Raw genomic sequence first — 25223 nt, 5'->3', positions numbered from 1 at the left:
CCGGTCAGCCGTCGTTGCCATCCCGCCACTCCAGCAATTTCGCCAAAGCCCCATCCGCCTTAGGCCTCACCAAGGGCTGCGGGCCGGCATAGACTTGGCCCGTGGCACCATCAATCGTGATGATATCGCCTGCTGCAAAGCTATGATCTCCGATAGTGAAACGCCGCGCATCTATATCTATGGCAACATCCAAAGCAGCCGTGATGCAGGCTTTTGCCATCGACCTTGCGACCACCGCTGCGTGGCTCGTCATGCCGCCACGACTGGTCAAAATCCCGATCGCTGCATGCATGCCGTGGACATCGCGCGGGTCGGTCTCAGCGCGAACAAGAATGGCATCTTCGCCTTGCGCTGCCATGGCAACAGCGTCCTCGGAGGTCAGCGCGATTGCACCGGTTACTGCACCGGGTGAAGCGGGCAGGCCTTTGGCGAGAGGTTTGGCTGCTTTCGATACCTCGACTTTCGCCACCTGAAGCGCGCTCAACTCGTCGTCGGAACAGCGTGACAATGCGTCAGAGCGGCTGATGATGCCGTCTTCAACCAGACCGACGGCAACGGCTAGAGCAGCTTTCGGCGTCCGTTTTCCAGTGCGGGTTTGCAACATATAAAGCGTGCCGCTTTCCACGGTGAACTCGATTTCCTGCATATCGAGGAAATGGCGTTCCAGCTGCGCGCCGATACCCAGTAGCTCTTTATAAAGCGACGGTTGGGCAGCCTCGAACGACGGCTGTGAAGACATAGAAAGATCACGTCCGACTTCGGTCAATTCACAGGGTGTTCGCATGCCGGACACCACATCTTCGCCTTGGGCATTGGGCAGCCATTCGCCATAGGGCGTTGCATCGCCAGTGGATGGATTGCGGGTGAAATAGACGCCGGTGCAGCTTTCGCTGTTGCGGTTGCCGAACACCATGGCTTGCACAATCGCAGCCGTGCCACCGGTATCGTCGAGGTTCTGCAATTCCCGATAACGTTTGGCACGGTCCGTGTTCCATGAGCGAAAGACGGCCAGCAAGGCCAAACGAAGCTGTTGATGGACATCTTGCGGAAATGGCTCGCCGCTCGTCGCTTCCACAATTGCGAATGACCGCTCAACGGCTTCGCGCAACCGCTCGGTCGGCAGTTCAGCGTCAGTTTCCACATTGGCCGCGACGCGCAGGTCATCCAGCATGTCTTCGAAATCATAAGGATCGCATTCCAACACCACCTGCGCGAAGCTGGCGATGAAGCGGCGATAAGTGTCCCACGCAAAGCGTTCATCGCCGGTAATTTTTGCCACGCAATCGGCAACAACATCGTTGAAGCCGAGGTTGAGAACGGTATCCATCATGCCAGGCATGGAGATTGCTGCACCGGAACGAACCGATAGCAGAAGCGGTTTTTCACCAGTTCCAAAGCCCTGCTGCAGGTTTTCTTCCATCGTAGAAATGGCAGCGCTAATGGCCTCGAGCGCATCTTTGGGCAGCTCGTCTGCACCATCAGAAACATCCCGGCCCAGCGCGGTGCTGATGACGAAACCCGGAGGCACCGGCAAATCAAGCTGCGCCATCGTCATAAGATTTGCGCCCTTCACCCCGTGCGCTGAGGGATCGCCTTGAGGCATATCAAGGCCAAGGGCGAATGGTGTGATGAGGTCGCTCATTAGCCTGCCTCTTGGAAAGATTCGGCAGTTTGCAGATCGACACTCACAAGCTGGCTTACGCCACGTTCCGCCATGGTGACGCCGAATAATCTGTCCATACGCGCCATGGTAATCGGGTTGTGGGTGATGATGACGAAACGCGTGTTCGTGTTCTTCGACATCTCATCCATCAGATTGCAGAAGCGCTCGACATTGTGGTCATCCAGCGGGGCATCAACCTCATCCAACACGCAAATTGGTGCCGGATTGGTGAGGAACACCGCAAAGATGAGCGCCATGGCGGTGAGCGCCTGTTCGCCGCCGGAAAGCAGCGTCATGGTCTGCGGTTTCTTGCCGGGCGGACGGGCCAGAATTTCAAGACCGGCTTCCAGCGGGTCGTCACTTTCCACAAGTTGCAGTTCCGCCGTACCGCCACCGAAGAGCGTTGTGAAAAGCGTTTGGAACTGGGCGTTCACTTGGTCAAAAGCGGTCAAAAGCCGCTCGCGGCCTTCTTTATTAAGGCTCGAAATACCGGTGCGAAGCTGGCGGATAGCCTCGATCAATTCGTCCCGTTCGAAGGCAAGCGTGTCCCGCTGTTCCGCAATTTCATTCTGCTCTTCCTCAGCGCGCAGGTTGACCGCACCCAGACGCTCACGCTCGCCTTTATATTTCTCCAGCCGTTTTTCCAGCTGCTCGCGGTCGGGCAATTTGTCAGCGTTTTCCACACCCGCTTTTGTTAGCACTTCGTGTGGGTGGCACTCCATGTCTTCGCGGATACGCGTAGCAATTTCGGCCTTGCGCTCACGCGCTGCTTCCAGCCGCTCTTCGCCACGGGCGGAAAGCTGTTTGGCGTCGGATAGCGCCTGCAATGCGAGACTTGCTGCACGATCTGCCTCGCGCAGTTCGTTTTCGGTTTGTGCCAGCGCATCGGCAGCAGTTTTCCGGGCCGTATCCGCATCTTTGATTTTGGAGATAATTTTTATGCGACGCACCGCGATATCGTCAGGCGCAGCTTCCACCTTTTCACGCTGGGCGGCGGTTTCTTCCAGCCGTTTGCGCAAGGTGGCGATCTGACGGTCGGCGTTAAGAGCGCGGTCGTTCCATGATGCCCGCTCACGGCCGATGGCGGTTAGCCGGTCGAGACGCATGGCATTTTCACGCGCCAGCGCTTCGAATTCAGCACGCAGTTCGGCGAACGCAGCCCTTTCGTGAGCGGTTTTCGTGGAGATGTCCGTCACCTCGCGCTCCAACTCGGCGGGCTGAGGCGTAGCCGCTTCATCGGTGCGCGCCGTTTTCAACTCCTCTTCAGCCTCGAAAAGATTGGTGGCCAAACGGCTTTGCGCTTCTTCAAGCGCTGAACGCCGGTTCGACAGGTCGCCTATCGCTCGTTCGGCTTGCGATAGCGCACGGCGCGCAGCTTCCAACTGCTCGATTGAAACGCGAGCCGTGTTGCGGCTATCGCGTTCGGTTTCGCGCGCTTGCTCAGCTTCGATCTTTGCAGCGTCCGACTTTTCTTTTTTCTCACGAACCGCAACGGTAGCTTCGACGGCCTGCTTGTCGAGTTCTGCCAACCGGTTGCGCTGTTCCAATTTGATCGCGGCGGATGTCGGAGCTTCCGCGCCTGCGCGAAAACCATCCCAGCGCCATATGTCGCCTTCCCGGCTGACAAGCACCTGACCGGTGGCCAAGCCATCTGCCAAGAGCGCACCTTCAGCCGCTTCTACTATGCCGGTTTGGGATAGGCGGCGGTGCAAAGCTTCAGGCGCATCTACGTGTTCCAGCAGCGATTGACTGCCTTCAGGCAAAGCCGGATCGGCACCCGACACTCTGTTGTCATCGCTCCAATAGCTCGGTGCCGAAGCGTCCAGCGGTGCATCTACATCTTCACCAAACGCAGCGCCCAATGCGCGTTCGTAGCCCGCAGCGACTTTGATCTGATCGAGCGCTGCGGGAAACAGGTCCTTGCCGCCAGCGTTCAACATTTTCGACAGGGTGCGCGCCTCGGTTTCGATACGGTTTAGTTCCGCCTGCGCCTCAACCAAAGGCTGGCGCGCGGCCTGATCTGCCTCACGTGCAGTTTCAGCCTGCCGCTCCGCTTCATCACGTGCAAGCGCGGCTTTCTCCGATTCGCGTTGCAAGCGGTCCACTTCGGCAGTTGCAGCCTGCACTTGTGATTCTTCACTGATTTTCGAAACAATTGCTGCAAGATCATTTTCAACGGTCTGGGCCTGCTCGCGGGCATTGTTCAAACGACGCTCGCCATCACGGGTTCGGTTGACGTTCTGCTGAATGCGAGCGCGGAGTGCGGCCAATTCCTGTGTTTTCTCACCAAGCGCCGTCTCACTTTCGGAAAGACTGCCCTTGGCGGTTTCCAGCGCCGCTTTCAGTTCCACTTCGCGCCCGGCGTTGCCACCCGTCTGTTCGGTCAGCAGTTTTTCTTCGCGCTCGAGGTGCGAAATGATGTCGGAGTTTTCCGCCACCATCTTTTCCTCACGCTCTATGTCGTCTTCCAACTGCTTGATGCGTCCCACGAGATCACGGGCGCGGCGTTCAGCACGGCGGGCTTCATCGTCGAGTTGATCGCGGGAGATCGTGACGCGCTGGAGTGCTGCAGCGGCTGCGACTTCGGCATCGCGCAATGCGGGTAGTTTGGATGCGATGATCGCCTGAATGCGGGCGGCTTCGGTTTGCACGATCTGGCTTTCGCCAACCTTTACCGCAGCGTCCGACATAGCGCTTTCTGCTTGCTGGAACGCTTCGCTTGCGGCGGTCCAACGCAGATGGAGAATGCTTGCTTCGGCGCGGCGTATGTCGCCAGCCAGATTACGGTAGCGATTGGCTTGGCGCGCCTGTCGCTTCAAGCTTTCCAACTGGGTTTCCAACTGCGCGATGACATCGTCGGAGCGTTCGAGATTGGTTTCGGCTCCGCGCAGACGCAGTTCCGCTTCATGGCGGCGGGAGTGGAGGCCCGAAATACCGGCAGCCTCTTCCAACAAGGCGCGGCGGGCCTGCGGTTTGGCTGAAATCAACTCGCCGATACGGCCCTGCCCGATCATCGATGGCGAACGGGCACCGGTGGAGACGTCGGCAAACAAAAGCTGCACGTCTTTGGCGCGAACGTCCTTGCCGTTGATGCGATAGACCGAACCTGCCTCGCGCTCGATGCGGCGTGAGACTTGTAACTCTTCCGCATCGTTGAAGGCAGCAGGCGCGGTGCGGTCATCGTTGTTCAGGAAAAGCGCGACTTCGGCCATGTTTCGCGAGGGGCGATTGCCGGAACCGGAGAAGATGACGTCGTCCATCGCGGACGCGCGCATGTTCTTGTAGGAATTTTCGCCCATCACCCAGCGGAGCGCTTCCACGAGATTGGACTTACCGCAGCCATTGGGGCCGACAACGCCGGTCAGACCGGCCTTGATCGAGAACTCGGTCGGCTCGACGAAGGACTTGAAGCCAAGAAGGCGTAATTTATCGAATTCCATCGCTTTAGCCGCCTGTTTGCAGCCGCGAGTATGGGTTCGCCACAAGCATGATGCGGCAAACTCCAGCCAAGCGGAGTTTGCCGCTTATAGCACTAAGAAGCCGCTTCGATGGCTTCCTTGAGGTTTGCAAGGCTTGGTTCCCCAACTTTTTCACCATTGATGAACACTGTGGGGGTCGCACGGACGCCAAATTCCTTCACAGCCTTGTTCCGGCCCTGCACCATCTTGGTCAACAGGTCCTGATTGCCGAGGCACGCTTTGAAGTCAGCTTCGCTCATACCGGCCAGTTTCGAGATACGCAGCAGTTCCGGCACAGGGTTGCCCTGCCCGCCCCAGTTTTTCTGGGTCGCGAAGAGCGCGTCGACCATGGCGTAATAATTATCGTTCGGCGCGCAGAGAGCCAACATGAAGGCAGCTTCACCGCGGCGGTCACCGTCGAATGGGAACGGGCGCAGGATGTATTTCGCCTTGCCGGTCTCGATATAGTCCTTCTTCAGGTCCGGCAGGATTGTGTCGTGGAAGGTCTTGCAGTGTGGGCACGTCATGGAAGCATATTCCACGATCGTGACCGGCGCGTCGGCCTGGCCCATCACTTTGTCTTCCAGCGGGATGTTGTTCATCAGCCCTTCCACACTCTGCGCAAAAGCAGGAAGCGAGAAGGTAACGGCTGCAGCGGCAGTCGAGGCGAGGAAGATGCGGCGGTCGAGGCGGATCATGGGGCGCTCCAGTTGAGGTCTCAGGCTTTTGTTCGTTTTATGCGAAAGGGTGTGGCGAAAGAAGGCCGGACAGCGAATATGACACGATTGTCATGAACCACGGCTGAACACCCCAACGCCCATTTTTTGAAGAGCGTTGCGAAGGTTCGGATCATCTATCTCAGCCAATGCGGTGGCGAGTTTCGCAGTCCTTTGCGGATCAGGTGTCGCGAGGTTGTCCGAGACCTTCACGGCTTTGGTATCGCGTTGCGTAAACTTGACGCGGGCAACGGCGGAAAACCCGAACCACGCATTGACGCGCGAGATGATGGTGGTCGTGTCATGCTGCATGAACAGGACGTGGCCGGTGTCACATGCCACCACCAGCGTTGCGGGCTCGAAGGGCTGGTCGTCACTCGCCTGCCGCGGCCAATTCAGCTTTTGCGGCGCAGATTTATTGCCATGGCGATCACCGACGATTTCTGTCCATGACGCGATCAAGTCCATGGTCATGCCCGCACGGCGCTCGATTACAGGATCGAGCAAGCGCGACACCAGATCGCCCACAGGCCGGGCGGCGGTTTTTTTAAAGGGGGGGCGTGATCCATCCATGGCCCGTCTTGCCACGGGCGCGGCAAGGGTGGAACAGGGCGGCATGGATTCTTTTTCGACCAGATTGCTGGATTGGTATGACCGTCACGCGCGAACATTGCCGTGGCGCATTCCGCCGGAGCAATCAAAAGCCGGTGTTCGACCTGACCCGTATCGGGTTTGGCTGTCGGAGGTGATGCTGCAGCAGACCACCGTTGCTGCGGTGAAGGCGTATTTCGAAACATTTACAACAATCTGGCCCACAGTGAACGATCTGGCTGCTGCTGAAAATGATGATGTGATGAGCCGGTGGGCGGGCCTCGGCTACTACGCCCGCGCACGAAATTTGAAGGCCTGCGCGGAAATCGTAACCCGAGATTACAATGGCCGGTTTCCGGAGACGGAAGACGAATTGCGGAAACTGCCGGGCATCGGTGACTACACGGCGGCTTCCATCGCTGCCATCGCGTTCGGCGAATGTGCAGCTGTGGTGGATGGAAATATCGAGCGGGTGCTGACCCGGCATCGGACTATCTCGACGCCATTACCGAAGGCCAAAGGTGAAGTTCGTGCGGTGATGGCAGAAGTCACGCCCACAGACAGGCCCGGTGATTTCGCGCAGGCGATGATGGATCTAGGCGCGACGATCTGCACGTCGAAAAATCCGGTTTGTGGGCTGTGTCCTGTGGCGCAAGATTGTGCGGCGCGGAACTTAGGTACGATGTTGAATTACCCCGTGAAGAAGCCGAAAAAGCAGAAACCGACGCGGCGTGGCGCTGCGTTCGTGGCGTGGCAGGGCGACGAGTTTTTTACGATCCGGCGACCTGAAGATGGAATGCTGGGAGGCATGCAGGCACCGCCGAGCACGGACTGGTCATCGAAAGTCGATGGCGCAACAGGGATCGCCGCGGCGCCGTTCGTGGCGGATTGGAAACAGGGTGAAAGCATCACTCACACCTTCACCCATTTTCACATCGAACTCGAGGTCTGGTCGGCGCAAGTTGATGCACCGATTCAGGGCAAGTGGATGAGCGAAATCAACGACTTGCCGACACTCTTTCGCAAAGTGATTCGTGAGTCTAAAAACTACGCGGCTGATCCCATCGCATCGCGGTAGATGGCGCGAAGATCGTCGATACAGACCAATTTTCCCTCGCGCTCCACGTGCCAGAACGTCCAGCCGTTGCAGGCATCCAAACCCTGCACCCTTGCGCCAGTCTTATGTATCGAAGCTGCCTCACCGCTTTCGATCAACGAACCGTCTGCTCGGATCATCGCCTTCCAGCGACGCTTGGAATCGGTGAGCACATCGCCCGCTGACAGCAAACCGTTTTCTATGATCGCGCCAAAAGGAACCCGCGGCAAAGCACGCTTGCCGGTGGTGACGGTCAACTGCGCTGCCTGTCCCGGTTCGATAGCATCGATGCGCGCGCGTGCAGCTTCGATGTAGTCCGTCTCGCGTTCGATACCGATGAAATGACGGCCCAAACGTTTGGCGACAGCGCCGGTGGTGCCGGTGCCGAAGAAGGGGTCGAGGACCACATCGCCCGGCTTGGTAGAAGACATCAACACGCGGTGCAGCAGCGCTTCCGGCTTCTGGGTTGGATGAACTTTCTTGCCGTCCTCGCCCTTCAATCGTTCGCCACCGGTGCAGATCGGAAAGACCCAGTCGGAGCGCATTTGAACGTCGTCATTGGCCATTTTCAGAGCATCGTAATTGAACGTGTAACCTTTGCCCTTGGGGTCCGGTGACGCCCAGATCATCGTCTCGTGCGCGTTGGTGAAACGACGGCCACGGAAGTTCGGCATTGGGTTTGTCTTGCGCCAGACGATGTCGTTCAAAATCCAGAACTGCATGTCCTGCAGCATCGTGCCGACGCGGAAAATGTTGTGGTAGGAACCGATGACCCAGATCGTACCATTGGGCTTCAGCACCCGTCGCGCAGCGGTCAGCCAGGCGCGGCTGAAGGCGTCGTAAGCGGCAAATGTGTCGAACTGATCCCAGTGATCGTCACAGGCATCGACCGTGGACTGATCGGGTCGCGACAGCTCTCCGCCCAACTGTAAATTATACGGTGGATCAGCGAAAATCACGTCCACGCTGTTGGCGGGAAGCCGTGACATGGCGGCGACGCAGTCGCCCTGAATGATGGAATCGAGGTGGTCGACCGACTTTACGGATTCGACCTGCTGCATAGCAGCGGCGGAAAGTACCTGCATCTGAGACCCGAACGCAAAACAACTGGGGTTGGCGTTAAGGTTACCCAACGGGGTGAAGATGCGGTTAAGGCGCGCGGTAGAAATGTCGAACTTGCCCGCCACGACACAGCTGTGCATTGGTCGGCGCGAAATCCTGTCTTCCGGAAAGCGCTCATCATGCCAGCCTGCGAACTCGTTATTTTCGACTGCGACGGAACTCTCATGGACTCCGAGCGCATCGCGGCTGAAGTCGAAGTCGACGCGCTGAAGCCATATGGAGCAACGCTTACCGTAGCTGAATTTGAGGCACGCTTCTCAGGCACTTCGTCTGAAGTTGTGAAAACCACTATGGAAGCGGAGCTTGGGCGCGCCCTGCCCGAAGATCACATTCCCAAGATGCGCGAAGCGATGAAGCAGCGCTTGTGGCGTGAGGTAAAAGCAATGCCCGGCGCTCAAGAGATGCTGGACCATCTGGACCAGCCCCGTTGCATTGCATCCAATGCCGATATGGAAAAATTGAAAATCGAACTAACGCGTGGCGAGCTTTGGGATCGCTTTCGCCCTTATGTCTTCTCGGCTTACGAAATCGAAGGAGAGTCTAAGCCTGCACCCGACTTGTTCCTGCACGCCGCGAAAGAACTCGAAGTCGCTCCCGCAGCCTGTGTTGTGGTTGAGGATTCAGTCGCGGGTGTCACTGGTGCGGCAGCGGCGGGAATGCGTGTAATCGGCTTTACCGGCGGTTCACACGCTCACCGTGGATTGGCTGACGAGTTAACAGAAGCCGGCGCAATTACCGTTGTTTCCAAGCTTACAGATGTTCCAGCCGTCATTGAGGCTCTATCAGCGTGGGATGATACCGGAAACCTTTAGAGAGTTTACGGCGTATTATACGGACCTTCGTCGAAGCCGATGTAAACACGAATATTCGGTCTGGTCGGCGCGGGAATGATGACCTCCTCATCAACGAACGAGAACAGCTTTGCGCTCTCGCCGGACGAGATCGTTTCCGGCTGCTTGTAAAGCTTTGAATAAATTGTCTCGTTGCCCTCGGTTACCGCAATTCGGATTGGCATCGTGACGGTTCCAGGACCGCCGACCGGCCCAGTGATAAGACGACCTTTCACGCCGACACGCATCTGCAGGTTTTGGCCAACATAGTTGCACTCGCGGGCAGCGTTGGTGATCGACACCTGATAGCGCACCTTGTCGCTAGTCTCAGGGTCTTCGCCCTTGGGCAGAATACGGAAGCTTTCCGTTCCGGCGCGAATTTGCACGGTGGGGCAATAGTCTGTCAGCGCAGTGCGGGTGTTGGCGAGTTTCGGGCGGTCGTTGGGGTTGGTCAAATTGTTCTGCCGCGCAGTATCTTGGGCGGTGTCGGTTGCATCATCCGTGTTCTGGCCCGACAAAACGCTGCCGGTCTGACAAGCGGTCAAAGCTAGCATCGCTGCCAAAGCAGCTGTGGTGATCGGAGTTTGCATCTTGTCGAACAGCGGCATTGCCCGCTCCCTCACGTGTTTTCGATCTCGTCACAAAAGCGTTCGAGAAACGCCTATGCGGGAAGAGTTGAGGCGACTTACCACCGTGTTGCGCGGTTTGCCAATATAAGGTGGCACTCGCTACAGCGCCTGTGGCGCTGCACCGCTTGGAATACAGGCGTCTTTCCCATAGACGATGGCGCAACGATGGCCTTTAGGGCCGAAAGTCATTCCTTTGTGATTTTGCCGGGATTTTACAATGAAATATGTCAGCACGCGCGGCCAAGCGCCTGTTCTTGGGTTCAGCGATGTCATTCTTGCCGGTCTGGCCCGCGATGGTGGTCTGTATGTTCCCCAGACATGGCCGCAATTCGATGCCGATACTCTGCGGGATATGGCTGGGCTTCCTTACGCAGAGGTCGCAAAGCGCGTGCTTGAGCCTTTTCTTGGCGGCGAGATTGATCACGAAACATTCTCGGACATCGTAGATCAGGCTTATGAGAGCTTCGAACACGCAGCCGTCGCGCCACTTGTGCAGACCGGTCCTAATGAATTTGTGTTGGAACTTTTCCATGGCCCAACGCTGGCCTTCAAAGACGTCGCCATGCAGCTGCTTGCACGGCTGATGGATCACATTCTCGCTGAACGCGGTGAGAAGGTAACTATCGTCGGTGCAACCTCGGGTGATACAGGCGGCGCTGCCATTGAGGCATTTCATGGGCGTGAACATTGCGACGTCTTCATTCTCTACCCGCACGGCAAGGTCTCGGACGTTCAACGTTTGCAAATGACGGGTGTGGATGATCCCAACGTCCATGCACTCGCTATTGAAGGCAATTTCGATGACTGTCAGGCGCTGGTGAAGGCGATGTTCAATCATCACGCTTTCCGCGATGGCGTGGCACTTTCTGGCGTGAATTCGATCAACTGGGGCCGGATCATGGCTCAGATCGTCTATTACTTCACAGCAGCGGCAGCACTCGGCGGGCCTGATCGCGCGGTATCGTTTTCTGTTCCAACAGGCAATTTTGGAGATATTTTTGCAGGATATGCCGCCAAACGCATGGGATTAAATATCGACCAGCTTTTGATCGCCACCAACTCCAATGACATTCTTGCCCGCACCCTGGAAAGCGGACGCTACGAAACATCCGGCGTTCATGCCACCACATCGCCTTCAATGGACATTCAAGTGTCCTCCAATTTCGAACGGTTGCTGTTTGAGGCTGGCGACCGCGATTCTGAAAAAGTGGGGCGCTTCATGTCCAGTCTTTCTCAATCGGGCGCTTTCACGCTTGATGACAAATTGCTGGAAACCATCCGCCGCGATTTCTCCGCAGGGCGCGCGAACGATCCGCAAGTCGATCTTATCATCGAAAATGTTTTGGCCGACAGCAATTATCTGCTCGATCCGCACACAGCGACCGGCATTTCTGTAGCACGTGAAAAACCTGCAGCTACAGGTTCTCCAATGGTGGTTCTGGCAACGGCTCACCCGGCCAAATTCCCTGATGCGGTGAAGGCTGCAAGCGGAATTCATCCAGAACTACCAGCACGTTGCGAGGGGTTGATGGAGGGGCCGGAACACTTCACAATCTTGGCCAATGAGCAGGAGGCCGTGGAAGCCTTCATCAAGGGGCACAGCCGGGCTGCCGCATAGGCAACTCGTATCCCCTTCTTAGGAATTACCGTCGAACGCTTTCGGCGCTGGGAGTAGAAACGAATTGTCCGAATTCATAGCCGCACATGAACCAGCCGAAGTTGTGGAACTGGTGGGAAATCTGCCCCGCAACGTTGAAGTCACACGACTTAGCAACGGCCTGACAGTCGTCACAGACCGGATGCAACACCTTGAAAGTGCAGCACTTGGCGTATGGGTAAAGGCCGGTTCACGTGACGAGCGGGCATCGGAACACGGCATTGCCCACCTGTTAGAGCACATGGCGTTCAAAGGCACCGCCAGCCGAACGGCGCGGGACATCGCGGTTCAGATCGAAAATGTAGGCGGCGATGTGAACGCTGCAACCAGCGCTGAAACGACATCTTTTTATGCGCGTGTGCTGAAGGATGACGTTCCCCTAGCAGTCGATATTCTCGCTGATATTTTGAACAACTCACTGTTCGACGAAAACGAGCTTGCTCGAGAACAACACGTCATCCTGCAGGAAATCGGCGCGGCGCACGACAATCCCGAAGACATAGTTTTCGACGAATTTCAGGCCGTCGCATTTCGCGATCAGGCGCTGGGGCGTCCGATCATGGGTACGCCAGAAACTGTATCGTCGTTTCGGGCCAATGATATTCGCTCTTACCTTTCAGACCATTACCACGGCCCGAACATGGTTCTTGCCGCATCCGGCAACGTGGATCACGATGCTATAGTGAAGATGGCAGAGAAGCGGTTTGCCCACTTCGGCAACCAACTTGCAAGAGAACCCGAAAAAGGGTTCTACACCGGCGGTGAAGCGTTGCTGGTTCGCGATCATCAGGAAGCGCAAATCGTTATGGGTTTCGAAGGCCGCGCCTATCACGCGCGCGATTTCTACGCCTCTAACGTCCTGTCCATGATGTTAGGCGGCGGCATGTCCTCCCGCCTGTTTCAGGAAATTCGCGAAAAACGCGGCCTTTGCTACTCCATCTACGCTTTCCATCAAGGCTATTCCGACACCGGTCTATTCGGCGTTCATGCAGCCACTGAAGAAAGCGATCTGGGTGAGTTGATGCCGGTCATCATAGACGAACTGAAAAAAGCAGGCGAAGGCATAAGTCAGGATGAGCTCGATAGGGCAAGAGCCCAGATAAGTGCCGGTCTGCTCATGAGTCTCGAAAGCCCGGCCTCACGCGCGGGCCAGATCGCGCGACAAATATTGTTGTTTGGGCGCCCCATTCCCAATGATGAGCTGATGGAACGTCTCAACGCGCTTACCATCGAGAGACTTCGGGACCTATCTGCGCGCCTGTTCATCGAGAACATGCCGACTATCGCAGCCATTGGGCCGGTTTCAGGCGTCCCCGATCAAGCGGCTTTGGCTGATGCGCTGGGCGTGCGGGTTCGCGAGGCGGCGCAGTAACAGACAATGCGGCTTCTGCGATTCCCGGAACGACCACCACAGCCCACCCGGCTTGAAACGGAACGTCTGTTGCTGCGGCGACCGGAAACCGCTGACTTTCAAAAATGGCGCGAGTTGCGCGAAAGCAGCCGAGCTTTTCTTCAACCCTATGAACCAACTTGGGCGAGAGACGAGTTTTCAACGGCCAATTGGCGCACTCGTATGCGCCGACACGAAGCCGATATTGCGCAAGGAAGGAGCCTGCCTTGGTTTTTGTTTTCCCATGACCACGCGTTGTTGGGCGGCATAACCGTGAGCAACATCCGACGCGGCGTCGCTGATACCGGCACGCTGGGTTACTGGATGGGCGAGGCTTATGCCGGACTAGGCTTCATGAGCGAGGCGGTTAAGGCGGTAACGACGGATTTGTTCACAACACATCGTCTGCACCGACTGGAAGCCGCCGCAGTTACAGACAACGATGCGTCGCGGCGCCTTCTGCTGACTTCCGGCTTTCAGCGTGAGGGTTTGGCGCGGGGTTATCTGCGCATCAATGGTCAGTGGAGAGACCACGATCTATTTGCGCGGCTTGCCGAGGACTCCGCACCGACTGATCGCGATTTATGATTGGAAAATGGCAGTTTGTTCCAGCTTGCTGCCGTTTACCCGGATGGTCAAAATCTCTATTACCAATCAAGGCCCGACCAACTTCTCGTCAGGCGCGGAGAGGCAGCACTGCGTTTATGTCATTACCGACGAGATCAATGATCCGGTTTATATTGGCCGTGCTGCTGACATGCCTTGCAACGACATCGGCCCGCGCGCTCGACCCTGTCGATGTGACGTCGCAAGCCACCGCCATCGATTTGAAAGGCACAACCGATTTTCATCCGGCTGCCGGTGCACGATTGGCGGTTCAAACGGCCCCCGATGCGGGAGGTGTTATCAACCGCATCGAAGTGCGCTCCACCGGCAATGAAGGCAGTGGTGATTGGCTGTCATTCGCACTGGCCAACAAATCCGACAGGCAAATCGACCGCCTGATAGTTGCTCCCCACTACCGGCTTCCAGGATCAGGTTTCATGTGGCCGGACCTCGGTCGCCAACGCATCGTGTCGATTACTCCAAGTCAGGGGTTCGCGCTGGACCGGCAACTTGATGGTGGGGCGGATATTTTCCGCGTCACGCTCGATCCCGGCGCTGTGGTTACATTCGTTGCCGAACTTGGTTCTGCAGACGTTCCCAGCCTGACGCTATGGGAGCCGGACGCCTACAAGGATGCGGTCAACTCATTCACGCTTTATGAAGGCATCGTTCTAGGCATTTCGGGGCTGTTAGCCGTCTTCCTTACGATCCTTTTCGTCGTCAAAGGTTCAGCAATGTTCCCCGCCACGGCCGCTTTGGCTTGGGCGGTGCTTGCCTATATCTGCGTCGACTTCGGCTTCATTTCCAAGATCGTTGATCTAGCGCCTGGCGATCTGAACCGCTGGCGTGCTGGTACGGAGGTTGCGCTTGCAGCGACCCTGCTTATCTTCCCGTATGCTTATTTGCATCTTGGCCGTTGGAACTCCCGCTGGAACTGGTTGATGCTCGGCTGGATAGCGGCGATGGGCGCGCTTTTTGCGGCAGCCATCTTCATGCCGGAGAGAGCTTCCGGCATCGCCCGCATGGCGTTTGCAGGCGCGGTTGGCGTCACGCTGCTGCTGATCATAATCCTATGCTTCCAGCGCTATGATCGGGCGATTTTGATTGTGCCAACCTGGTTGCTAACAATCGCTTGGACTGTTGGTGGCTGGTGGACAATTTCCGGCCAGTTGGACAATGACATCATTCAACCGGCACTTGGGGGCGGTCTCGTTCTGTTGGTACTGTTGCTCGCCTTTACCGTTATGCAACATGCCTTTGCGGGCGGCGCGATTGCGCAAAATCTCGTCAGCGATGTGGAGCGACAGGCACTCGCTCTGACCGGTTCAGGAGACGCAGTTTTTGACTGGGATGTAGACCGTGATCGTATTCATGCCGGACCGGAAGTCGCAACCGCGCTGGGCCTGAAACAAGGTGCTCTTGATGGTGCGCCTGCCGATTGGTTGCCGCACTTACACCCGGAAGACCGTAGCCCGTTCCGCTCCGCTCTCGATGTCATACTTGATCACCGCAAAGGGCGTCTGAAACTGGATATCCGTCTTCGCGGAGACGACGCGCATTACACATGGTACGCACTGCGCGCGCGCCCGGTCATTGGCAATGATGGTGAAGTGTTGCGTTGTGTTGGTAGCCTGACAAACGTGACCGACCAGCGCGTAGCCCAAGAACGACTGCTGCACGACGCTGTCCATGACAACTTAACCGGCCTTCCCAACAAACAAATCTTCCTTGACCGGATCGAGAGCGCTATCGCCATCGCGCAGCAAACTTCTGACCTGCGACCAAGCCTGTTCATCATCGACTTCGACAGGTTTGCCCAGCTGAACAAAGACGCTGGCGTGGCCGCTGGTGATGCAGTTCTGCTAACTATGGCGCGCCGAATTCGGCGTATCCTTAGACCGCAAGATTGTTTGGCACGTTTATCCAACGACCAGTTTGGCCTCTTGCTGCTTTCTCAAGGTGAGCCTGAGAAAGTCGTTGTGCTTGCTGATGCGCTACAACGCGCCATCCGCGCTCCAATCAGTTTTGCCGAAGAAGGTATTTCAGTAACAGCATCGGTTGGTCTCGTGAGTTGGTCGAACGATCGCAGCACGGTGGAGCCTCTGTATAAAGACGCAGAAACCGCAATGCTTCAGGCCAAAAGACTTGGCGGCGACAGAATCGAACCATTCCGCCCGGCTTTCCGCCACGGACAGGCACCGGTTGGCGACTTCAACCACGACCTACGTTCAGCTCTCGATCTCAATCAGCTCGAGATGGTTTACCAACCGATTGTCGACCTCAAAACCCGTCAGCTCGTCGGCTTTGAAGCTCTGATGCGCTGGCAACACCCTGAACGGGGTGCCGTCATGCCGTCCGAGTTCATTCCTGCGGCTGAGAAATCCGGGCTTATCGTGCGCTTGGGGCAATTTGCGCTGGAACAAGCTGCCACCGAACTGGCACGCATGATTGCGACCGGCGACGAGAACCTGTTCGTGAGTGTCAATGTTTCCAGCCGACAGTTGCTGCGCCATGATCTCATCAACGACGTCAAAACTATTCTGGCACGCCATTCCCTGCCCCGCGATGCTCTGCGTCTGGAACTCACCGAGTCGCTGATCATGGACAATCCGGAACATGCCACCCGCGTATTGGCCCGCGTGCGTGATGCAGGTGCCGGACTTGCTTTGGACGATTTCGGGACCGGCTTTTCATCGCTATCCCACCTGATGCGTTTCCCGTTCGACACGATCAAGATCGATCGCGCCTTCCTTGATAAGCAGGCGGGGCCTGAACGGCCAATTATCCTGAAATCTATTGTCACAATGGCGCACGACCTCGGCATGCAAGTGATTGCAGAAGGTGCTGAAAGCGAACGCGACGCATTGGAACTGGAACAAATGGGCTGCGAGTTTGCACAAGGCTTCCATTTCGGCCCCGGGGTCAGTGCCGATGATGCAATGCAATTACTGACGCGCAAAGCGGCCTAAGATAGATCCGCTAAGCGTTACCCGCGCTGGCCGATAATGCTTCTTCGCTTATTCCAAGGGCTGCCAATGCTGCGTCGTATTGGTGCTCGTAATTCGTTTCGAAAACCAATTCATGGGTAGCTTCTAACGTTAGCCATCCGTTTTGAGAGATTTCGTCCTCCAATTGCCCTGGCCCCCATCCAGCATAACCAAGCACAAGAAAGGCAAACTCGGGAGGATGATCACCGATCATCGCGCGGAGAATTTCGTGGGTACCGGAGACCGCTGCTAAATCATTGATACGCACGGACGACGAGTCTGTTCGTTCAAGCGTATGAATGACGAAGCCACGTCCAATTTCTACCGGACCACCGTTAAAGGTTTGAAACTCTTTGGAGCTGTCGTCGAACTTGGTGCGCTCTTCATGCAATTTCAAAACGCCCAAAACATCTGAAAACGTTGGCTCGTCGATAGGCTTGTTCAATATGAAACCCATCGCGCCTTCTGAGGTATGGGTTAGCAAAAGCACGATTGAGCGGGCGAAGCGGTCATCCGCCATCCCCGGCATTGCGATCAGCACATGCCCTCGCAGATCAAGATCTTGTGGTTTACTCATGACAACACCTTAGCGATGCAAAGGACCGTTGCCAGCCTCACATTCCGGTCACGTAAAACTGACATGGCTTTGGTCGTGAGTTAATGCGCATCACGCTAGAAAGTATTTATGAAAATCAAACTTCTCGCCCTTACCCTATCCACACTCCTGACAGGCACCGCGCTGGCAGCCGAAAGCGTTTGGTTCGAAACGGACGGCGCGCGCCTGCGCCTGATTGCTCTGCCTGCAGCAGATGGGGCAACGATTGACGCAGGATTGCAAATTGAGCTGCAGCAAGGCTGGAAGACATATTGGAAGGCACCAGGTGCCTCAGGGCTTCCACCGCAGATCACGTTTGAAGGCTCGCAGAATGTTGCAGCAACGCGGATATCATATCCGCTACCGACAACTTTCGGTTCAAAGCGAGACCTTACGGCCGGTTACACATCCACTGTTACTCTGCCAATTACGATAGAGCCGCTTTTTGCTGGCCGGCCTCTTTCCATAAAAGGTTCTGGGTTTCTGGGCGTTTGCGAAGATATTTGCGTTCCGGTTCAATTCGAAGTGGAGTTGGAAATCGATGGTACAGGCGTGTCGAAGCGTGACATTGCGTCCGCACTTCTTGTCGCACGCAGTTCGGTACCGCCTAGCGCGCAGGACGACATGTCGATCACGGGACTCACCCAAAATGACGACGTCCTGATCGTTACGGCTAAAGTTCCTGTCGGCGCAACCTCAGCGACGCTGTTCCCAGACGGCCCTTCGGACTGGTATCTTGGTCCTGTTCACGCCAGTTCGGTGAAAGATGGCGTTGCCAGCTTCAAACTGCCCATTGATCAACGCCCCAAGAGCGCCAGCGTTATTGGCACCACCATGAGCATGACATTGCGTGCTGGTGACAGAGGCATCGAACAGGTTGTTACGATCAGTCACTAGCATCCGCTTGACCGACGCAGCATTGGAGCGAATACATGAAACACGTTCCCCTTTTGATTGGATATATCCATGAGCATCTCCACCGGAGACCGCATCCCCGAATTTGAATTCACCATCATGGCCGACGATGGCCCTGCGAAAATGTCCACGTCAGAGCTTTGCTCAGGCAAAACCGTAGTGCTGTTCGCCGTTCCAGGTGCATTCACGCCAACATGTCATGCCAACCACCTGCCCGGCTTTCTAGAGCATTCGGATGCGATTAAGGAAAAGGGCGTCGATACGATTGCGGTCACTACCGTGAACGACATCCACGTCACCAACGCGTGGGCAGACGCTTCCAAAGCCAAGGGTAAGGTCGTGTTTTTGTCGGATGGCAATGCAGAGTTTGCAACTGCAGTTGGTCAGGAAATTGATCTGGGCGTCGCTGGCATGGGTATGCGCTCAAAGCGTTATTCCATGATTATCAAGGATGGTGTCATCACCAACTTAAACGTGGAAGATAATCCCGGTCAGGCTGTAGCATCTTCTGCAAGCGCTATTCTCGAACAGCTTTAGCTTTTGAGTTTATAGGGCTCCATACCCATGCGAGCGAGCTCATCAGCTCGCTCGTTTTCCACTTGGCCCGCATGTCCTTTGACCCAATGCCAAGTGACCTCGTGGCGGGAAACTGCCCTGTCCAATGCCTGCCAAAGCTCAGCATTCTTCACCGGTTTTTTTGCAGCGGTCTTCCAGCCATTCTTCTTCCAGCCGTGAATCCAGCCTTTCATACCGTCCATGACATATTTGGAATCGGTATAGAGATCGACGTGGCTTTCAGCCTTCAAAGCATTAAGCGCTTCGATGGCGGCAGATAGTTCCATCTGGTTGTTGGTGGTTTGAAACTCGCCACCTGACAACTCTTTTTCATGTTTGCCAGAACGTAGGATAGCGCCCCAACCTCCGGGGCCAGGGTTCCCCGAACACGCGCCATCCGTCCAGATTTCGATATGTTTCATGCCAATGTCCGTTGGGTCGCTTGTTCCAATACCGCTTCATTATTCATGAAGAATTTCAAGCGGGTACTGAACGCTGTTGGGTCGTGAGGAATGACCAGCGCGCCCTTGGGTACATTTAACCAGTCATTCAGGCGCGTCAGCAGGAAGCGAAGCGCAGCCCCCTTAGCAAAGATAGGCAGCGCTTTTCGCTCTTCTTCCGTCAACGATCTTTCTGATTCGTAGCCAGCGACCAAGGCTGAACAAAGCTCCGGTTGAAACTCGAGTTTCTCATCAAAGCACCATGCGTTGATCGCGATGGCGATATCGTAAGCGAGAAAATCGTTGCAGGCGAAATAGAAATCAATGACGCCAGACAGATGACCATCCAGGAAAAAAACGTTGTCCTTAAACATGTCGGCATGAACGACGCCCGCAGGCAAATCGGTCGGCCATTGAACATCCGTTTGTGCCTTTGCGTCTTTGATCAACTTTTGCATGCCAGCTTCCACACCATCAGCGTGATCGATGTTTCCATCAATCAACGCAGGCCAACCATGCGGTGCGAGTGCGTTGGTGCGGTGGATCTTGAAATCCTGCCCTGCCGCATGCAGCTTCGCCATTGTGGCACCTGCCATGTGGCAATGATCGACGTCAGCGCGTTCGACTTCCATGCCATCAAGGAAAGAAACGATAGCGGCAGGCCGCCCGCAAAGCTCACCAAGCGCTCCACCATTGCGCATCCGGATCGGCGTCGGGCAAGGGAACCCGGCAGCCGCCAGATGATCCATCAAACCGATGAAGAACGGCAGGTCCAAAGCTGAAACGCGCGCTTCGTAGAGCGTCAAGATATAAGTGCCGTGAGACGTGCCAAGCAGATAATTGCTGTTCTCAACACCGCCAGCGATGCCTTTGAACGACGTCACATCTCCGAGATCATAAGATTTGAGATGCGCCTCTAGCGCCTCGGGAGAAACCTGCGTGTAAACGGCCATGGTTCAGGCAGGACCATTCACGAAAGCCATATCATCTGCCGTGAGCGGTACATCACGCAGATCTCGCATAACCATGAAATTCTCGTCTTCGATTGCGGTTTGCGCCAGTTCCAACGTCACGTCGTAACGATCCTTCAGCGCATCGATAACCCCGGCAATGAGCACTTCCGGGGCGGATGCGCCCGCAGATAGACCCACAGTCAGTGGTCCAGCTTTAGGCAGCGTCGCGTAAGGAATGTCAGCGGCTGTGTTCACAAGCGCGGCCTCTTTCGCACCAGACCTCAGAGCTACATCGACAAGCCGATTGGAATTTGAAGAATTCGCTGCACCGACGACCAGGAACAAATCGCAACCATCTGCAGCAGCTTTTACTGCCTCCTGCCGATTGGTGGTTGCATAGCAAATCGATTCCGCTGATGGCGCTTGAGCTTCTGGAAAGCGCTCTTGAAGTCGAGCTATCACGCCCGCTGTATCATCGACCGAAAGCGTGGTTTGCGTGACAAAGCCGAGACCGAGCTCCGCAGGTGGCACGAAGGCATCAACATCAGCTTCCGTTTCAAGCAGGGTGACAGCGCCTTCGGGCAATTGCCCCATCGTGCCGACAACCTCCGGATGACCCTTGTGACCAATGAGCACGACATGACGTCCCCGCCGTTCATGCAGCATGGCTTGTTTGTGAACCTTGGAGACTAACGGACAGGTGGCATCGAGATATTTGAGGTTCATCGAAGCCGCCCGTTCCGGGACCGATTTCGGCACACCATGGGCCGAGAAGATCACAGGCTGTTCAGTTTCCGGTAGCTCATCAAGATCTTTTACGAATATCGCACCTTGATTCTCCAACCCTTCGACGACGTAGCGATTATGAACGATCTCATGGCGGACATAGACCGGTGCGCCGTATTTCTTGAGCGCCAAAACGACGATTTGGATCGCACGATCCACACCGGCGCAAAAGCCGCGTGGCCCGCACAGCAATAGGGTCATGGGTTGCTTGGAAATCGGCAAACTATCGGTGTCCAACTGAAGATGCGTCTTTGGGTAAGGTAGCGGGAGGACCCGGTCTTGACCAGATCAGGACGTACCCCTCCAACGGCTGAAAAGGAAAAAACCACCAACTGCGATCAATGCACCAGCCAAGCCAAACCATGTGAAGGCGTATTGCAGGTGGTTGTTGGGAAAGCTTACTCGGGTAACGCCACCAACGGGCAGGCCGCCGACGTTCCGCGTTGCATCAGCATCTAAAAAGAACCGCTCATAGGATCGCTCTAGTTTACCACCGATCGACACCATCTGCGACAGCGATTTCCAATAGAAAATATTGTTCTCGAGATCGTTGTTTGGCACTGCCGCATTTGGTTTCTCAGGCGGCGCAGAGCGCGCAGGACCAGTAATGGTCACCGTTCCATTGATCTGCCCATCCGAGCGACTTTCAGCGAACTTCAACTCCAGCGGAACAAACCCACGGTTGACCATGATGGCTTTTCCGCTGTCCTGCACCAATGGCGTGAACACAAAATAGCCAGACCGGCCTTTGTGGGTAGCGTAATAATGGGCCTCTGCATCATGATCGAAAATGCCTGTGGCGGCAGCGGGCCGATACTCAATATCCGTGCCAGCCGCTATAAGCGCATCAATTTCCTGAACAGTTTGCGGTTCACCTTCGATATTGGCCTGAACGCGGGCGATCATGGCTTCCTTCTGGTCCAACCTGTTGAGCTGCCAGAAGCCAAGGCTCATCAAAAAGGCAGTACCCAGTGCGATGCAAACAAGCAGGATGATCGTGCTTAGCCTCATTAAGAATCATCCTGTTTTTTCTTGTGGCGATGCTGGTAGGTGAGCGCAATGAGAATGCCTTTCACAACACGCAATGCCGGTAAGCCAAGTGCAACAATCATAATGGGCCAAGCTACGATATGGACCCAGACAGGTGGTCCATAGTTCAACTCAACAAAGAGCGCTGCACCTAAAACTAGGAAGCCAAGGCCCATGATGATGAAAACCGTTGGACCATCACCCGAATCCTCAAAATCGTAGTCCAACCGGCAAGCCGTGCATTCGGATTTGACGGTCAGAAGGCCATCGAAAAGGTTCCCCTCCCCGCAACGCGGGCATCTGCCCTTCACGCCTGTAGAGACCGGGTCCTGCTCTGGATACGTAATCACGAATGAAAAGGGCGACCCAAGGGCCGCCCACTCCATGCCAGATGATGTTCGATCATCGGGCCATCATTCAATGTGCGATTGTCGCGCCAGCGCTGGCCCAGATGTAAACCGCAACGAAGAGGAACAGCCAAACTACGTCCACGAAGTGCCAGTACCAGGCGGCAGCCTCGAAGCCAAAATGCTGCTTCGGAGTGAAGGCACCGTTCATCGCACGTACCAAACAGACAGCAAGGAAAATGACGCCGATGATGACGTGGAACCCGTGGAAGCCGGTCGCCATGAAGAAAGTCGCGCCGTAGAGGCTGTCGGAGAACGAAAATGGTGCAACCGCGTATTCGATGCCTTGGACAATAGCGAAGATGAAGCCCAAGCCCACAGTAAGCGCCAGCCCCCAAATGAGCCCCTTACGGTCGCCTTCCAAAAGCGCGTGGTGCGCCCAAGTGACCGTCGTGCCGGAAAGAAGCAGCGTAATGGTGTTGAAAAGCGGTAGGTGCAGTGGGTCCAACACGTTGATGCCAGCAGGAGGCCACTGGCCACCGGTATATGCAGTGCGTCCAACCTGGATCGCTTCATCGTAAAACAGTGAAGCGTCAAAGAATGCCCAGAACCATGCCACGAAGAACATGACTTCCGATGCGATAAACATGATCATGCCATAACGCAGATGCATCGAAACAACCGGCGTGTGATCGCCAGCATTGGCTTCAGTGATCGTATCCGACCACCATGCGTACATAGTGTAGAGAACGATCAACAAACCGATCACGAAGACCCAAGGGCCACTCATGCCCATGGTCGATTCAGCGCCCTTGAGCGACTGCATCCAAACGACACCACCAATGGCCATGACGAAAGCACCTATCGAACCGATAAGCGGCCAAGGGCTGGGTTCCAAAATGTGGTAGTCGTGATTTTTGCTTTGTGCGTCGGCCATGGTGCGGTCTCGTATTGGCTCCGTCTGTCGTCCTTATAGCGAAAAAACAATCCACTTTGCCACGAAAAATCGCATGGTCTTTGGTCTAGCCAGGAGTTTTTTCGTCGGCTTTCTCAACAGACGCAGTTTCATCGCTGGGGTCACCATCATCAAAGAAGGTGTACGATAGCGTAATGGTGGGTAAATCTTTCAAAAGTGGATCGTTTACGATCTCAGGATCGATGAAAAACAAGACGGGCATGTCAATGGATTCGCCAGATGCCAGCTGCTGTTCGGTAAAGCAGAAGCACTCGATCTTGTTGAAATAGACGCCAGCAACGCCCGGCGAAACGTTGAACGTAGCGGTTCCCTGGCTGCGGACTGAGCCAATATTCTTGGCTTGATAAAAAATTGTCGATTTCTCACCGACCTTAACCGAGACCGAGCGCTGCTTGGGTTTGAATTCCCAGTTTAGATTCTGGTCGGTATTGGAATCAAAGCGAACCGTGATCGTACGATCCAAAACGGGACCGTCTGTGTTTTCAGCACGCTGGGTGGTGCCCGCGTAGCCGGTGACCTGACAGAACAGTTCGTATAGCGGGACTGCTGCATAGGACATGCCCAACATGCCAACCGCCATTGCGGAGCAAGCAAGTACGGTTTTTGCAGTTCCTGTTATCTTCTGCATCAGTTCGTCCGCTCGATATACATCGGGCGATCCAAAATCTTCGGGCCGAACTTCACAACTGTTGCAGCGTAGAATGCGCCAACCAAACCAAGCAGGCAGAGTGCGATGGCAACAGACCGCATGCGGCGCGCCTTCATCTGACGCTCTGTAAGCTGAACGGTTTCCAGTGGCATGTGCATTGTCTGTGGGTCTTCCTTCAGAGGATCATCAACACTCATATTAGCGTTCCCAATATATAGTCGCCTGTAGCGCGCCAGACTATGGCATCAACCGCAAGTGCGGCGAAAAGTGCAAAGAGATAGGCAATTGAGTAGCCGAAGAGGTGCTTTTCAGCGCGCAGCTTTTCATCAGCGCCAGCGATCTTCCAGACCTTGTAAGTGAGCCAAAGGAAATAGCCCGACAAGCCTACAGCAACGACGCCGAAAGCGATACCGGCAAAGCCCATGACGGCAGGCAGTATGGTGATTGGAAGCAGCACCGCGGAATAAGCGAGCATCTGGTTACGCGTGGAAGCTTCACCGACCGCATTCGGCATCATCGGCACATGAGCGTCGTCGTAGTCCCGCATTTTCCAAAGCGCCAGCGCCCAAAAATGCGGAGGCGTCCAGATGAAGATGATTGCGAAAAGAACGACGCCACCCCAAGCAAGATCACCAGAAACGGTCGCCCAACCCAGCATGGGTGGAAAAGCGCCGGCAGCACCACCGATAACGATGTTTTGCGGCGTCGAGCGTTTCAGCCACATGGTGTAAATGACGGCGTAGAAGAAAATCGTGAAGGCTAGGATCGCAGCCGAAATCCAGTTGACCAACATGCCGAGTACAAGAACGGAAATGATAGACAGGATCAGACCAAAATTCCGCGCTTCTTCCGGCGTTACATTACCAGCAGGGATAGGACGCTTTGTTGTGCGAGACATAATCGCGTCGATATCGGCGTCGTACCACATATTGAGTGCGCCGGACGCCCCCGCGCCCACTGCGATGCAAATGATGGCAATTATGGACAGAACCGGATCGATTGAACCGGGCGCTGCCAGCATTCCGCACAGCGCGGTGAACACAACGAGGCGCATCACGCGCGGCTTCATCAGCGCGATATAGTCCGACGGCATCGCAGACGAGATATCGTCTCCGTAAAGGGCCGGTTGTGTGTCGGCGGTATCAACGCTCATTGGTCAGCTCACAAATTGGTTCGTCAGGGTTTATATTAAGAAGCCCGCAGACAGTTCGGTGGAACCATCCGCGGGCTTCT

The 25223-nt window shown here is 55.7% G+C and carries 24 protein-coding genes; 8 read left to right on the top strand and 16 right to left on the bottom strand.

The genetic code is table 11. The annotated features are described in order from the left end of the window. Window positions 1-4 precede the first annotated feature (4 nt). From R2A130_RS11195 to R2A130_RS11180, 4 genes are all read right to left on the bottom strand, one after another. Window positions 5-1642, bottom strand: coding sequence for a pyruvate, phosphate dikinase (locus R2A130_RS11195; RefSeq protein ID WP_009758165.1), 1638 nt, complete (start codon window positions 1640-1642; stop codon window positions 5-7). Then, window positions 1642-5103 carry a chromosome segregation protein SMC gene (gene smc, locus R2A130_RS11190; RefSeq protein ID WP_009758164.1) on the bottom strand — a complete coding sequence of 1154 codons (3462 nt, stop codon included), beginning with the start codon at window positions 5101-5103 and terminating at the stop codon, window positions 1642-1644. Before smc ends, R2A130_RS11195 begins: the two co-directional genes overlap by 1 nt. Window positions 5104-5195: 92 nt before the next feature. Then, window positions 5196-5819, bottom strand: a complete 624-nt coding sequence (locus R2A130_RS11185; RefSeq protein ID WP_009758163.1) for a DsbA family protein — start codon at window positions 5817-5819, stop codon at window positions 5196-5198. Between the two features lie 90 nt (window positions 5820-5909). After that, window positions 5910-6410, bottom strand: a complete 501-nt coding sequence (locus R2A130_RS11180) for a DUF721 domain-containing protein (RefSeq protein WP_009758162.1) — start codon at window positions 6408-6410, stop codon at window positions 5910-5912. A 43-nt stretch (window positions 6411-6453) separates the two neighbouring features. On the opposite strand from R2A130_RS11180, the gene mutY reads away from it, so the two are divergent. After that, window positions 6454-7506 (top strand): A/G-specific adenine glycosylase, encoded by a 1053-nt coding sequence (gene mutY, locus R2A130_RS11175; protein ID WP_156798479.1) that lies wholly within the window; start codon window positions 6454-6456, stop codon window positions 7504-7506. Here mutY and R2A130_RS11170 read toward each other — a convergent pair. Then, the gene (locus R2A130_RS11170) at window positions 7476-8585 is read right to left on the bottom strand and encodes a site-specific DNA-methyltransferase (RefSeq protein WP_198008719.1); all 1110 of its coding nucleotides are present in this window, start codon (window positions 8583-8585) and stop codon (window positions 7476-7478) included. The genes mutY and R2A130_RS11170 overlap by 31 nt on opposite strands. Window positions 8586-8765: 180 nt before the next feature. On the opposite strand from R2A130_RS11170, the gene R2A130_RS11165 reads away from it, so the two are divergent. Continuing rightward, on the top strand, window positions 8766-9458 hold the full coding sequence (locus R2A130_RS11165) for an HAD family phosphatase (protein WP_009758159.1): 693 nt from the start codon (window positions 8766-8768) through the stop codon (window positions 9456-9458). 5 nt (window positions 9459-9463) lie between these two features. Here R2A130_RS11165 and R2A130_RS11160 read toward each other — a convergent pair whose 3' ends face one another. After that, complete coding sequence (locus tag R2A130_RS11160; protein ID WP_009758158.1) at window positions 9464-10084, bottom strand: hypothetical protein; 621 nt, start codon at window positions 10082-10084, stop codon at window positions 9464-9466. 238 nt (window positions 10085-10322) lie between these two features. On the opposite strand from R2A130_RS11160, the gene thrC reads away from it, so the two are divergent. The 4 genes from thrC (at window position 10323) to R2A130_RS11140 (ending at window position 16727) form a co-directional block, all read left to right on the top strand. Then, a complete protein-coding gene (gene thrC / locus R2A130_RS11155) occupies window positions 10323-11723 on the top strand; it encodes a threonine synthase (RefSeq protein ID WP_009758156.1) in 1401 nt (466 codons plus the stop codon). A 121-nt stretch (window positions 11724-11844) separates the two neighbouring features. Further along, the gene (locus R2A130_RS11150; protein WP_040305818.1) at window positions 11845-13134 is read left to right on the top strand and encodes a pitrilysin family protein; all 1290 of its coding nucleotides are present in this window, start codon (window positions 11845-11847) and stop codon (window positions 13132-13134) included. Between the two features lie 6 nt (window positions 13135-13140). Further along, a complete protein-coding gene (locus tag R2A130_RS11145) occupies window positions 13141-13740 on the top strand; it encodes a GNAT family N-acetyltransferase (RefSeq protein WP_009758154.1) in 600 nt (199 codons plus the stop codon). Between the two features lie 137 nt (window positions 13741-13877). Next, on the top strand, window positions 13878-16727 hold the full coding sequence (locus tag R2A130_RS11140) for an EAL domain-containing protein (protein ID WP_009758153.1): 2850 nt from the start codon (window positions 13878-13880) through the stop codon (window positions 16725-16727). A gap of 10 nt (window positions 16728-16737) precedes the next feature. On the opposite strand, the gene R2A130_RS11135 is transcribed toward R2A130_RS11140, so the two are convergent. Next, complete coding sequence (locus R2A130_RS11135) at window positions 16738-17322, bottom strand: YqgE/AlgH family protein (RefSeq protein WP_009758152.1); 585 nt, start codon at window positions 17320-17322, stop codon at window positions 16738-16740. A 108-nt stretch (window positions 17323-17430) separates the two neighbouring features. On the opposite strand from R2A130_RS11135, the gene R2A130_RS17615 reads away from it, so the two are divergent. Continuing rightward, window positions 17431-18237 carry a protein-disulfide reductase DsbD domain-containing protein gene (locus R2A130_RS17615; RefSeq protein ID WP_009758151.1) on the top strand — a complete coding sequence of 269 codons (807 nt, stop codon included), beginning with the start codon at window positions 17431-17433 and terminating at the stop codon, window positions 18235-18237. Window positions 18238-18306: 69 nt separating this feature from the next. Further along, on the top strand, window positions 18307-18792 hold the full coding sequence (locus tag R2A130_RS11125) for a peroxiredoxin (protein WP_009758150.1): 486 nt from the start codon (window positions 18307-18309) through the stop codon (window positions 18790-18792). Here the strand turns inward: R2A130_RS11125 and rnhA are convergent. From rnhA to R2A130_RS11080, 9 genes are all read right to left on the bottom strand, one after another. Then, entirely contained in the window at window positions 18789-19232 is a 444-nt protein-coding gene (rnhA, locus tag R2A130_RS11120; RefSeq protein WP_009758149.1) for a ribonuclease HI, read from the bottom strand. The two genes, R2A130_RS11125 and rnhA, sit on opposite strands and share 4 nt — an antisense overlap. Next, window positions 19229-20203 (bottom strand): homoserine kinase, encoded by a 975-nt coding sequence (locus R2A130_RS11115; protein WP_009758148.1) that lies wholly within the window; start codon window positions 20201-20203, stop codon window positions 19229-19231. Before R2A130_RS11115 ends, rnhA begins: the two co-directional genes overlap by 4 nt. Before the next feature lie 3 nt (window positions 20204-20206). Beyond that, on the bottom strand, window positions 20207-21190 hold the full coding sequence (gene ispH, locus R2A130_RS11110) for a 4-hydroxy-3-methylbut-2-enyl diphosphate reductase (protein WP_040305649.1): 984 nt from the start codon (window positions 21188-21190) through the stop codon (window positions 20207-20209). 87 nt (window positions 21191-21277) lie between these two features. Then, complete coding sequence (locus tag R2A130_RS11105; protein WP_009758146.1) at window positions 21278-22000, bottom strand: SURF1 family protein; 723 nt, start codon at window positions 21998-22000, stop codon at window positions 21278-21280. After that, on the bottom strand, window positions 22000-22404 hold the full coding sequence (locus R2A130_RS11100; RefSeq protein ID WP_009758145.1) for a DUF983 domain-containing protein: 405 nt from the start codon (window positions 22402-22404) through the stop codon (window positions 22000-22002). Before R2A130_RS11100 ends, R2A130_RS11105 begins: the two co-directional genes overlap by 1 nt. A 31-nt stretch (window positions 22405-22435) precedes the next feature. Then, complete coding sequence (locus tag R2A130_RS11095; RefSeq protein ID WP_009758144.1) at window positions 22436-23302, bottom strand: cytochrome c oxidase subunit 3; 867 nt, start codon at window positions 23300-23302, stop codon at window positions 22436-22438. Window positions 23303-23387: 85 nt separating this feature from the next. Further along, window positions 23388-23969, bottom strand: coding sequence for a cytochrome c oxidase assembly protein (locus R2A130_RS11090; protein WP_009758143.1), 582 nt, complete (start codon window positions 23967-23969; stop codon window positions 23388-23390). Then, window positions 23969-24187, bottom strand: a complete 219-nt coding sequence (locus tag R2A130_RS11085) for a hypothetical protein (protein ID WP_009758142.1) — start codon at window positions 24185-24187, stop codon at window positions 23969-23971. The genes R2A130_RS11090 and R2A130_RS11085 overlap by 1 nt, the downstream gene beginning before the upstream one ends. Further along, window positions 24184-25143, bottom strand: a complete 960-nt coding sequence (locus R2A130_RS11080) for a heme o synthase (RefSeq protein ID WP_009758141.1) — start codon at window positions 25141-25143, stop codon at window positions 24184-24186. The genes R2A130_RS11085 and R2A130_RS11080 overlap by 4 nt, the downstream gene beginning before the upstream one ends. Window positions 25144-25223 lie beyond the last annotated feature (80 nt).

The sequence above is a fragment of the Ahrensia sp. R2A130 genome (genome assembly GCF_000179775.1).
Classification (GTDB): domain Bacteria; phylum Pseudomonadota; class Alphaproteobacteria; order Rhizobiales; family Rhizobiaceae; genus Pseudahrensia.
This window is presented reverse-complemented; position numbering and strand designations above follow the sequence as displayed.